General features: G+C 63.9%; 10 protein-coding genes and 1 pseudogene. 2 read left to right on the top strand and 9 right to left on the bottom strand.

Features of this window, described 5'->3' with window-relative positions; translation table 11 throughout:
- Positions 1-109, top strand: a pseudogene (locus AB0313_RS21600) (sugar phosphate isomerase/epimerase); the annotation flags it as partial.
- Between the two features lie 230 nt (positions 110-339).
- Here the strand turns inward: AB0313_RS21600 and AB0313_RS21595 are convergent.
- Positions 340-813, bottom strand: coding sequence for a GNAT family N-acetyltransferase (locus AB0313_RS21595; protein ID WP_366308333.1), 474 nt, complete (start codon positions 811-813; stop codon positions 340-342).
- Positions 814-1178: 365 nt separating this feature from the next.
- A complete protein-coding gene (locus AB0313_RS21590; RefSeq protein WP_366308331.1) occupies positions 1179-1745 on the bottom strand; it encodes a recombinase family protein in 567 nt (188 codons plus the stop codon).
- Between the two features lie 354 nt (positions 1746-2099).
- Here AB0313_RS21590 and AB0313_RS21585 point away from each other — a divergent pair, with 354 nt between their 5' ends.
- Positions 2100-3170, top strand: coding sequence for a response regulator (locus tag AB0313_RS21585; protein WP_366308335.1), 1071 nt, complete (start codon positions 2100-2102; stop codon positions 3168-3170).
- 105 nt (positions 3171-3275) lie between these two features.
- Here the strand turns inward: AB0313_RS21585 and AB0313_RS21580 are convergent, their stop codons facing one another.
- From AB0313_RS21580 to AB0313_RS21550, 7 genes are all read right to left on the bottom strand, one after another.
- Complete coding sequence (locus AB0313_RS21580; protein ID WP_366308330.1) at positions 3276-4223, bottom strand: diguanylate cyclase; 948 nt, start codon at positions 4221-4223, stop codon at positions 3276-3278.
- Entirely contained in the window at positions 4220-7021 is a 2802-nt protein-coding gene (locus AB0313_RS21575) for a response regulator (protein WP_366308328.1), read from the bottom strand. Before AB0313_RS21575 ends, AB0313_RS21580 begins: the two co-directional genes overlap by 4 nt.
- Positions 7022-7977: 956 nt before the next feature.
- Positions 7978-8604: a hypothetical protein gene (locus AB0313_RS21570; RefSeq protein ID WP_366308326.1), complete on the bottom strand. Its 627-nt coding sequence runs from the start codon at positions 8602-8604 to the stop codon at positions 7978-7980.
- Between the two features lie 318 nt (positions 8605-8922).
- Positions 8923-9306 (bottom strand): Hpt domain-containing protein, encoded by a 384-nt coding sequence (locus AB0313_RS21565; protein ID WP_366308324.1) that lies wholly within the window; start codon positions 9304-9306, stop codon positions 8923-8925.
- A 38-nt stretch (positions 9307-9344) separates the two neighbouring features.
- Entirely contained in the window at positions 9345-9941 is a 597-nt protein-coding gene (locus AB0313_RS21560) for a hypothetical protein (protein ID WP_366308322.1), read from the bottom strand.
- A gap of 5 nt (positions 9942-9946) precedes the next feature.
- On the bottom strand, positions 9947-10624 hold the full coding sequence (locus AB0313_RS21555) for a TasA family protein (RefSeq protein WP_366308321.1): 678 nt from the start codon (positions 10622-10624) through the stop codon (positions 9947-9949).
- A gap of 48 nt (positions 10625-10672) precedes the next feature.
- Complete coding sequence (locus AB0313_RS21550) at positions 10673-11074, bottom strand: hypothetical protein (protein WP_366308319.1); 402 nt, start codon at positions 11072-11074, stop codon at positions 10673-10675.
- Positions 11075-11156 lie beyond the last annotated feature (82 nt).

The raw sequence follows: 11156 nt of genomic DNA, 5'->3' as shown, positions 1-11156 counted from the left end.
CGGCATGGACCGCCTCCACGGCGCCCCCGAAGCCCTCGCAGCCCTGAAGAAGTACGACTTCCCCGCCTCCCAAACCAGCTTCGACGCCGCCTTCAACAGCAAGAACTGAGGCATTCCGATACAAACAAGTGTTCGCCAGCATCTGGAATCTACTTTCTCACTGGGTTCTCCTGCGTATTTCCTAAAGGGCCAACGGATGGCTGGCCATCTGAATGAGATTTGGCGACGATTTCGAGCTTCGGGGCTCCCTGACTCTGGGTCCGGAACGGGGCACCTTTTAGGCTTCTCCCCTGGCCATTTTTAAAGCCGATAGTGTACCTTCCGTCAACTAGCCGTTGGTTAGCCGTATTCGCTGTCACCGGCGGGGATGCGACGGAAGTCCCTGGAAAGGTAGAGGGCCAGGGCCGCTGAATTACTCTCCTCAACGGTGACGGTTACCGTGGTGCGGCCCAGGGTATGCAGGACCTGCATGGAGTGTCGGAGGAGTTCTTCAGCCAGGCCTTGGCGGCGATGATCCGGGTGGGTGAAGAGTTCGTCGATGACCGCTTCACCGTCGGCTTCGGTAATGATGATGGCGGCCCTTATTTGGCCCTCGGGTCCGTAAGCGACAAGGGACGCTGCCTCGGCGATGCGGGTGCGGCCCTCGTCCGGCGAAGCTGCGGCCCGGCCCAGCTTCCGCTGCCCGGCGTACGCGTACTGGTGCAAACGCGCGAGTTGGGGAAGATCTGCCGTTTCCAGGGGCCGGACAGGGAAGCGGGCCGACGTGGTGTCCCCGGGTCCGGTCGCCGCGATAAGGGTGATCGACGCGTTCATGGCGGTGTTGCCTCTCCCGGTGCGCGAGCGGCACTGTTGAACATAGTGTCCGGCATCCTGCTGATAATTTTCCCATAATTTTCTCCCCGCACCGGGGATGTGATCCGGTTGTAGTCCGGCGGTGCAGGCGGTACGACTGCACTCAGGATCGTTCCGGAAGGGTTCCACCTGCTGGCGAAGCTGTTCTGACTTATTGGACTTCGGGGAAAAGCGCTGCGAGTGACGGCCGGAATCAGCCCCTTTTCCAGCGTCTCCCCCGCCTGTTTTAAAAGGCCGATAACGGACGTTCTGTCGGGCCGTCCAGGCGGAGAGCTGGCAGTTTTGGCCCTGCCATGGGAGCGTCCGTGAGCCCGTCTGCCAGGGTCCTAGATTGCCTTGGCCTGGCGAAGGTACTGGTAGACCGTTTCGCGGCTGATGCCGTAGTCGTGGGCGAGGACGACTTTTGGAACACCGTTCTCCGCACGATGTACGAGTTCAGCGGCAAGTTCAGGCGAGAGAGTCTTCTTTCGCCCCTTGTAGGCTCCGCGCTGCTTCGCAAGGGCAATGCCTTCGCGCTGCCGTTCCCTGATCAGGGAACGCTCGAACTCGGCGAAGGCTCCCATAACTGAGAGCATTAAATTGGCCATGGGGGAGTCCTCGCCGGTGAATACCAGGCTTTCCTTCACGAACTCCACGCGAACCCCTTTGCGGGTGAGGCCCTGGACGAGAGCACGCAGGTCATCAAGGTTCCGGGCGAGCCTGTCCATGCTGTGCACCACCACGGTGTCTCCCTCGCGGGCGAAGCGCAGCAGTTCGGCGAGCTGTGGTCTGGCGGTGTCCCTGCCTGAGGCCTGGTCCGTGAAGACCCGGTCAAGAACCTGGCCGTCGAGCTGGCGTTTCTCATTTTGCTCCAGCGTGCTTACCCGCACGTACCCGATCCGCTGTCCGCCCACCGTAGCCTCCAACCCGAGTGCCTGTGAGATTGAGTTCTAGGCTTGTCCTACAAGGAAGTCAAGACCTGACTGCGGTGTTGTCAGGTCGGGGGTGTGCCCGAACGCGGCACCGGAAAAGGTGTCCGAGGGGTCCCGGTGAGGTTGCCCCCCAAAATGGGTGCATCAAAATTGGTCTGCGGATAGACTCGGGCCTGTCCGGACGGTGTCGCGGGTTGAATGATCAACATGGCCGGGGGCGAATGGCACTTCCTTTGAGTTATTGTCGTCAGGCTATTTGGTGTGGGGCCAGAGGGCCGGGCCGTTGTGGGGGGTGAAGTGGTGGTCGGCGCACCTGCGGACCGTCCTGTGCCCGTTATGAGGGTGCTGGTGGTTGATGATGACCCTGGGTCCTTGCTGGTCGCGAGGGCAGCGGTTGAACAGTCCGGACACGAGTGCATCACCGCCCCGGACGGCGATACTGCCTGGGAGCTCTACCGCAGCCATCAGCCCCACGTGGTCGTGACAGACCTGAAAATGCCCGGACTGGACGGGCTCAGCCTCTGCCGCGCCATCCGCACCGCCGAGACCGACAACTACACCTATCTGGTCCTCGTGACCTCCCACGGATCGCGGAATGACGTCCTGGCCGGCATGGACGCCGGAGCCGACGACTACGTCACCAAACCCCTGGACCCCTTCCACCTCCACACCCGGCTCCTCGCCGCCCAGAGAGTCACAACTCTTCACGCGGAGCTCGCCGATGCCTTGGCTGCTGCCAGAACCAGCAATGAGCGTCTGGCGGATTTCACTGGCCGTGTCAGTCATGATCTGCGCACCCCGTTGACATCGATCATCGGATACGCGGAGCTTGGTTCCATGGACCCGGACCCGGTTGAGGTCTCGGAGTACCTGCAGATCGCGGGTTCCAGTGCGCGCAGAATGCTGTCCATGGTGGAGGAACTGCTCGGATTTGCTTCCATCGGTGGTTCGCTTGACAGGAAACGAGTGTCCTTGGCGAATTTAGTGGAAGCAGTCCGGGTGGACATCGGCGCGGCCTTGCACGTCTCTGGTGCGGTCCTGACGTGTGAGGACCGCGTTTTCGTGGCCGATGAGGCGCAGATGCGGATGGCGTTGCAGAACCTGATCAACAATGCCCTTGCCTACAGCCGTCCCGGGGTTCGGCCGGTAATCCGGGTCGGGGCTGAGCGTTCGGAGGCCGGGGTCGTTCCGCGGGTTGTGGACAACGGTAAGGGAATAAGTGTGGGGGACCGCGCCAGGGTTGTGGAACCGTTGGTGCGTCTGCATCGTGAGGGCGATCCTGCTGGGTCGGGGTTGGGTTTGGCGACGTGTTCGAGGATTGCGGCCGCGCATGGAGGTCGGCTCAAGATTTCCGGGAATCCCGGTGAGGGCACCACGGTCAGTCTGTTTCTTCCAGCGGATGGCTAATTTGCTGCCTACGGCAGTGGCGGGGCCCGGGGACAACGGGGTGGCGGCTGAGTGGCAGGGCCCGGGAGCGCGTTGCCGATGGGAGGGGCGCCGGGGGGTGGTGTCCTAACGGGGCTCCGGTGCGCGGGCCGGGTTCTGTGGCCAGGCCTGTGCTGCCTGGATACGGTTTTTCCCTGCGTTTTTTGCCTTGTACAGGGCGTCGTCGGCTTCCTGCAGCAGGCGTGTGCTGCTGGGTCGGTGGCCCGGGGCGCTGGCTGAGATTCCTGCGCTGAGGGTCAGGAAACCGGCCGTGGTGCCTTGGTGCGGGATGCCAAGGGCCGAGACCGCCGCGAGGAATCGTTCCAGGGCGCAGATTGCTTCGGGGAGTCGTTGGTGGGGGAGCAGGAGCAGGAATTCTTCGCCTCCATACCGGTAAATCGCGTCGCTGTCCCGTGCTTGGCCGGACAGCACGTTGGCGACGGCTTGGAGCGCAGTGTCTCCTGCGGGGTGGCCGTAGGTGTCGTTGTAGCTTTTGAAGTCGTCTATGTCGCAGAGAGCGACACAGAATCCCTGTGCGTACCTGGCGCTTCGGCTGTGCAGTTCTTCGAGGTCCTCGGAGAGTGTGAGGCGGTTGCGGAGCCCGGTCAGGGGGTCGGTGCGGGCCTGCTCGGAGAGCGCGGCGCGACTTTGGGCGAGGTCGGTGTGGAGGGTTGTGACTCTCTGGGCGGTGAGGAGCCGGGTGTGGAGGTGGAAGGGCTCCAGGGGTTTGGTGACGTAGTCGTCGGCTCCGGCGTCCATGCCGGCCAGGACGTCATTCCGCGATCCGTGGGAGGTCACGAGGACCAGATAGGTGTAGTTGTCGGTCTCGGCGGTGCGGATGGCGCGGCAGAGGCTGAGCCCGTCCAGTCCGGGCATTTTCAGGTCCGTCACGACCACGTGCGGCTGATGGCTGCGGTAGAGCTCCCAGGCAGTATCGCCGTCCGGGGCGGTGATGCACTCGTGTCCGGACTGTTCAACCGCTGCCCTCGCGACCAGCAAGGACCCAGGGTCATCATCAACGACCAGCACCCTCATGACGGGCCGGCTGTCGCGGCTGTCAGGGCCGTTTCGACCCGTTCGAGTTCGGTCTTAAGCCGTGCGAGGAGTTCCGCGGCGGGGGGTTCGGCGTCCCGCCCTTCGCGTTCGAGTTGGTCGCAGATCGCCGCGGCGCCGGTGGCGCCGATGTTCGCGGCGGCGCCTTTGAGCTTGTGGGCGGCCTGTGTCAGGGCGTCCGCGTCCTGGTCCAGTATTGCCTGTCGCAGGCTGGCCAGGCTGGGCCGGATACCTTCTCGGAACGCCGCTGCCGCCTCGGGCAGCAGCCCCTGGGCGTTGCCGCCCCCGAGGCTGCGCAGGATTTCCAGCCGTCCCGGGTCCAGAGCCTGGCCGCCGTTCGGGGGCAGCGTAGAAGGGACCCATGTGGTGAGGAGCTCTGCCAGGCGGGTCAGATCGACGGGTTTGGTGAGGTACGCGTCCATTCCCGCGGCCATGCATTTGTCACGGTCTTCAGCCAGGGCTCCGGCCGTCATGGCGATGATCGGCAAGTGCCGGGAGTTCCCGTCGCGGCGGCGGATCGTGCGGGTGGCCTCGAAGCCGTCCATGACGGGCATGTGGCAGTCCATCAGGACGGCAACGTAGCTGGTCTCCGCGGTGGCGGACACCGCCTGGGCGCCATCGTCGACGATGTCGGCCGTGTAGCCGAGTCTCTCGGCCATGCTTCTGGCGACCAGCTGGTTGATTTCGTTGTCCTCCACGACGAGGATCCGCCCCAGCGCAGAGGCCATCGAGGGGGCCGGTGCCTGCGTTCCGGGGAGAGGTGCCGGGGCCCTGTCGGGGGCCATGGTTCGCAGCAGCCGGTCGTACAAATCGGAGCTGCGGACGGGCTTGGTAAGCCATTGCCGAATCCCGGCGGCCGTGAGCTCGGCTCCGGTCACCAGCATGGTTGAGGTCAGCATGATGAGTCGGGTGGATCCCACCCCCTTGTCCGCACTGATACACCGTGCGAGTTCCAACCCGTTGGTGCCGGGCATGCACATGTCCAGAACAGCGACGTCGTAGGCACGCCCAGCAGCCTTTTCCTCCCGGAGGCGGGTCAGTGCCTTGTCGGCGCTATCAACGGACTCCGGGATCATTCCCCACCCGGCCAGCTGGGACTGGAGGACGAGCCGGTTCGTGGCGTTGTCGTCCACGATGAGGACCCGTAGCCCCGCCAGGGGCGCCGGGAAGTCTGCCGCGGCATCTTCGGTCAGCGCCGCCGCGGGCAATGGGATCGTGACCCGGAACGTACTGCCCTGCCCGGGGGTACTTACCAGCCCGATCTGCCCGTTCATCACCTTGGTGAGGCGTTGGCAGATGGCCAGGCCAAGACCGGTACCGCCGTACCGGCGGGTGGTGGAGGCGTCAGCCTGCGAAAACGACTCAAAGAGGCGGCCGTGGTCTGAGGGATCGATTCCTATGCCGGTGTCGCGGACTTCGAAGCGGATGACGTTTTCGCCTTCGTCGCCGGTGACGCTGACCCGGATGGCCACTTCTCCGGCCGGGGTGAACTTCACCGCGTTGGTGGCCAGATTCAGCAGGATCTGACGGACCCTTCCGGCGTCGCCCACCAAAAGGGCGGGGACCTCGGGGCTGCAGTACGCGATGAGTTCCAGCCCTTTGGATTGTGCCTGTTCACTGAGAAGGGCCGCGACGTCGTCCACGAGGCGGCGGGGGTCGAACTCGATGAGTTCGAGGTCGACTTTCCCGGCCTCCAGCTTGGAGAAATCAAGGATGTCGTTGATCAGGTTCAGGAGCGCCTCGGCGGCGGTCTTGACCCCTTCAAGATATTGACGTTGGGTTTGATCCAGGTTGGTTCCGAGCAGCAGTTCCGTCAATCCCACAACGCCGTTCATGGGGGTCCGGATTTCGTGGCTCATGGTCGCGAGGAACTCGGATTTCAGCCGGCTGGATTCCACCGCGGATTCCCGTGCGAGCCGAAGCTCCGTTTCGGTGCGCCGCCGATCGGTGATGTCCTGGGCAATCGTGGCGACTCCATGGATACCGTCACTGCCCCTGATGGGGGACATGGTCACGGACACCGGAACGACGCTGCCGTCTCCCCGCACCCGCTCAGTTTCGTAATTATGTGTTTCGCCGTCCCTGCCGGCAGCGGTCAGAAATGCCTCTTCCTCGGCGAGGAGGTGGGCGGGGATGAAGAAGGAGGAGTGTCTGCCGATGGCGTCCCCGGCCCGGTACCCGTAGATCCGCTCCGCGCCGGGATTCCAGCTCGTGATAACACCCTCAAGGGTTTTACCCACGATCGCGTCGGCCGTGGAATTGACGATCGCACCCAGCCCTTCCAGCTGAGCGGTCCGCGAAGCCACTTTCGATTCAAGGTCCCGGGTCAAGGTGATGTTCTGAAGGATAATCACCACCTGACGCACGATGACCAACGTCAGCACCAGCAGGCCAGTGACCAGCAGGAAAGGATCATTTTCAGTTCGCAGGCGGCCCGGGGCCACGACCACTGCGCCCAGGACCGGAACATACGGCAGCAGTTCCAGAGCCAGCGCGTAGACCCGGCGGTCACTTGTGCGGCGCACCCCGCGGGGGACCAGCGGAGCGAGCGCGATCAGCAGGAACGCCGCGACCCACCCGTCCGCCAACGGAGTCCCAGTCAGGCCGGTGACACCATCGAAGGTCAACTTGACATACGTGCTGTCGGTGAAAGCCAGGACAAGCAGCCCGCCGCCGAGACACAACCACCGGGACCGGTCCTCCGGGGCGCTCCGCATCGTCAGGACCAGGACCAAGGACACCAGAACCACGTCAACGATCGGGTATGCCACCCCCGTCATATGACCGAGGAAATCCTGATCCGCAGCCTTATACACCGGTCCCAGAACCGTGGCCCAACTGACATACAAAACGGCGGCGGCAATGACCGAAGCATCCAGAAGAGTCCGCAGCAACACCGCACCGGAAGACCGGAACCTCGGGAACAAAAAGAGGGCCACGGCTCCCGGCACGGAATACCCGATGAAGCCAGCGTCCGCCAACGAAGGGAAGGGATACACATGATCCAAGGTCAGCCCGTAAAACGTCCATAACCCCTGCGCCGCCGACCAGACCAGCACCGCACCTGCCATGACCCGCCACGCCCGAGCCTCACGGCCCGGACCCCGCCCAGCAACCCCGCAACTGACCAACGCAATGAGGGCAGCCAGCAAAATCGAGAAATCACCGATCACCTGTGCACCCGCGGTACCCGGACTTACTTGTAAGACCCCGTAAAGCCCAACGACGGCCGCCCCGGCGGCAACGAACAACCACAACACTGGGAGACACGTCCCCCAAAGCCGCTGACTAACTGATGACACTACTGACAACACGCGGAGTCCTCCCACTGCGGCTGCACTGAACTGAGACCCAGACCACCGCTGATACCATCCTACGGCCGCGACCGAAGCACCGGCAGTGCCACCTGTTGCCTGACCCGGGACCGTCGACGACGTTCCCCTCCCGGTAAGTCGGCGCAGCATCAACTGCTACTCACATACGTGGCAGCTTTCCACGTCGCGTCAGGATTTCTTCTCCCCATTCAGCCCTGATCGGCATTTCTGTTCCCGCCGAAGGGGGAGACGAGGGAACGTCCACCTGTCACCATTTGCGCAGGATTCCCCCCGTGATGGGCTTCAACGGAGGGACCCTGTTCGGCTGCACCACCACCGACACCGTCGGGACCACCACCTACACCTGCACGCCAACGGCCAGGCAGACGACGAGTATGTGGCCTAAATCGCCTCAGCCCGAGTCAGCCGTTTTGACCCAAAGACAGGGACAGGAAACTGATGAATTCGTTGTCCACTTGCTCCGGTGAGGTCAGGCGGATGCGGAACCTGAAGGGGTCATCGGACCGGGCCCGGACTCTTTCGAGACGTCCGTGAGGCTCGGCGTCAAGGCGCAGGGTAACGTCGACTGCATGGTTTGTTGACCGTGTTATCTGCGCAAACTTCCTGCGGGGGCTGTGCAGGCCAACGAAACCTTTCCGGAACTGAATATGGACGGCTGGCCTGGCGGCTGCCCAGGCCAGGACCGAGTTGGCTATGGGACGCAGATGCCGGTGATGTGCGTACTGCTCGTCGAAGAGTTGATCTGCGTCCTTCAGCATGAATTCCGGATAGCCGAACATCTCCCAGGACACCGCGTACTGCGCATAACCGGTCACTCCGAAAGAGTCGCGCATCCAGTCACGAAGGTCACGGTCATTTCGTACCCCTGCGTCCCTGGCCCGCTGCACCCAATAGGCCGTGTCCTGCCCGGTCTTACGGCGGAGCAGCTCCTTATTACTCTCCACCATGGACTGCCACGTCCCGGGGCTCTTCTCGGGCGCCGGGTTTGCGGGCGGCTGGTCCGGCAACGCGCTAGGGGAGTTGGGCATGCATCGATCGTAGTGCAGGCACGAGGTCGGTCTGGAGGCCTGAACCTGGCTTGCGACTCCGGATTGCGTGCCAGGGACAGGACGACCTCGTCGATTCCGTCAACGCGGCGCTGGTGCCGGTTCCGATGTCTGTAAACCACGGTCTTGGACCGGACCCTGTAGCGCCAGGTTTCCGTTCTAGGCTGGCCCGTGACTTTCGTATCCGAGGTACCGGGTCTCCCCGGGACCCTCTTGGGGTCGCCCGTGACTGGACATTTTTCGTCTTGTCGGGTTCGGCGTGCCATTCCATTTACTGAGTTTCCGTATGGCGTCCTTGACTTAGCGCGGGGTGCGGGTGAGGAAGTCTGTGATGGCGTCTTTGGCGGCGTGGATGTCTGCTGAGAGTAACGGGGCGTGTTGTGCTGCGGCTGGGGTGTCCCCGGCGAGGATGTAGCGGTGAAGGGTTTGGCAGGTCTGTTCGATGGCGAGGGCTCCGACCATGTGTGCGTTGACTTTGAGGCTGAGGACGGCGTTCAGGGACGCGGGGATGTCGTTGTGGCCGAGGGCCTCGAGGATGCGTTCGTACCGTTTTTGGAGGAGGCCCACGAATGCCTCGGCGTAGTTTCTGGCGGCGGTGACGCTTTGCAGCTGCTCGGCGAGATTGGTCAGGGCGTCGGTGTCCAGGACTTGTCCGCCGACGTGGATTGACCTGTGTTCTTCCATGATTCGAGCCTTACGAAGGGGCAGTCGTTTACCGCCGGTTACCCGGTGGTGGTGGCGGTCCGGACTTGGGTGCGGTCTACCGCGAGGTCTACGGTCAGCGTGGTTGGGGAGTTATTGGGGACGTTGCCGGTGCTGGCGACTCTTGCACGGAGACGGAGGTTGGCGCCGGGAGTGGAGGGGACGGTCGTGGATGTCATCGAGCTGGTGGAGGATCCGGCAGGTGTTGCCAGGAGCTGTGCCGTTGTTCCGTTAGTGCACACGCCGGTGGATTCATTCCATGTGGTGTTGCAGGATTCGACGATGAATTGCACGGTCGATGGGGCGACCGCTGTGGCGGTGTACGCGGCCCGGTTGATGGGCAGGGTGCCGGTGTTCCCGATAGTGAAGAACTGGGGTGAGAATGAGGGTTGCCCGGGCGTGCCCTGGTTTGTGAACGTGATCTTCAGCGCACCGGTGGTGTAGGGCGCGGCGGTGCTCAGGGTGGCGACGGCTCCCCAGGAGCCGCTGCCCACGGACTGGGACACCGACGCGGCGGTGGCAGTAGTGGCGGCCTGGGCGGGAACGGACGTGCACACCAGCAGGGCTGCCGCCGCGGTGGCGACAGCGGCCTTGCTGGGGTAGGGGTGCACGTTCACCCGGATTAGCTTCCGGTGGTGGTGGCGGTGCGCTGGGTTTCCCCGAAGGTCCAGGTCAGTGCCGAGGCCAGGCCCTGGATCGTACCGGTGGGGGCGCTGCCGTTGACTGTGGTCTCTGCCTGGTCCGGCAGGGTCAGGGAGATCTGCAGGTTCAGGGTGGAACCGGCCGCGACAGCGCCCGCAACCAGCTGTTCCGGGGTTGCGGTGGTGATGGTGCTGAGCGCCGTGCCAGCGGTCCCCAGGACGGTGGAGGTACCCCCGCTTCCGCAGGTTCCGCTGCTGATCGTCCAGGCAACGGAGCACTCGGTGACGGTGACCTTCAGCCCTTTCCCGGACGTGTCGGTGGTGAGTTTGGTCGGAGTCGCATCGGCGACGGCCAGGGTCAACGCTTTCCCGTCCAGGGCCGTGCCCTGGGTCAAGGTGACGTAGCGGTTGACGGTGTCGCCCGGGGCGAGGTTGGAGACGGCCTGGGTGAACCCGGCGCCGTTAGGGCTCATCTGCAGGCTCAGGACTCCTGAGGTGGCTGCCTGGGCAATGGAATTGGTTGCGGTGGCGTTCAACGCAGCGAATACGCCGGCCCCGGTGATTGCCAGACCGGCCGCGGCTACGGTGCCGGCGGCTATCAGGGCCGGGGCCGGGCGGCGGATGGGACGGATGGCGCGGCGGGAAGTGATTGCAGACATGACGGATCCTTTACGGGGGTAGTAGTACAGGAGCGGTGAGGGGTGGTGTTAGTTGGTCGCGGCGCTGCGGCGCCCGGAAGCGCCTGATATTGCGCGGCGTCCGGTGGAAGCCGCGGTGGTGCGAAGGATCCACAGGACGGCGGATCCGGTAATGCTCAGGCCGAACACAGAGGTGAGCATTGCCCGCTGGAGCGGGTTCTGGATCCACAGCAGAGTTGTACCGAGCGAGGGGACGGTGAGGACAACCACGGGTACCGTGGCTTGGTTCAGGACGGCCCGCCAGCTGTCGGGGGCCGGATTGGCATCACCCTTGGTCGTGAGCGCCGGCTGATCCGGGGTGCCGGCAATGGCTGTGATCCGGTGGGCGAATGGGACGGATTCACCCGGCGGAGTGAAAACGGGAATCTGGCCAGGCTGCAGGCTGGACACGTCCGCGGGAGCGTGTTTCATAGAGTGTGTAAGGGGCCGGTCTCTAACTAGGGTTGACCTGCGGTTTTACCCTTGAAAGGACGGGCCCTCTTGGCCGAAATCA

Source organism: Pseudarthrobacter sp. NPDC080039 (assembly GCF_040702335.1).
Classification (GTDB): domain Bacteria; phylum Actinomycetota; class Actinomycetes; order Actinomycetales; family Micrococcaceae; genus Arthrobacter; species Arthrobacter enclensis_A.
Note: the sequence above shows the minus strand (reverse complement) of the source record. Positions and strands in the feature narration are given on the sequence as shown.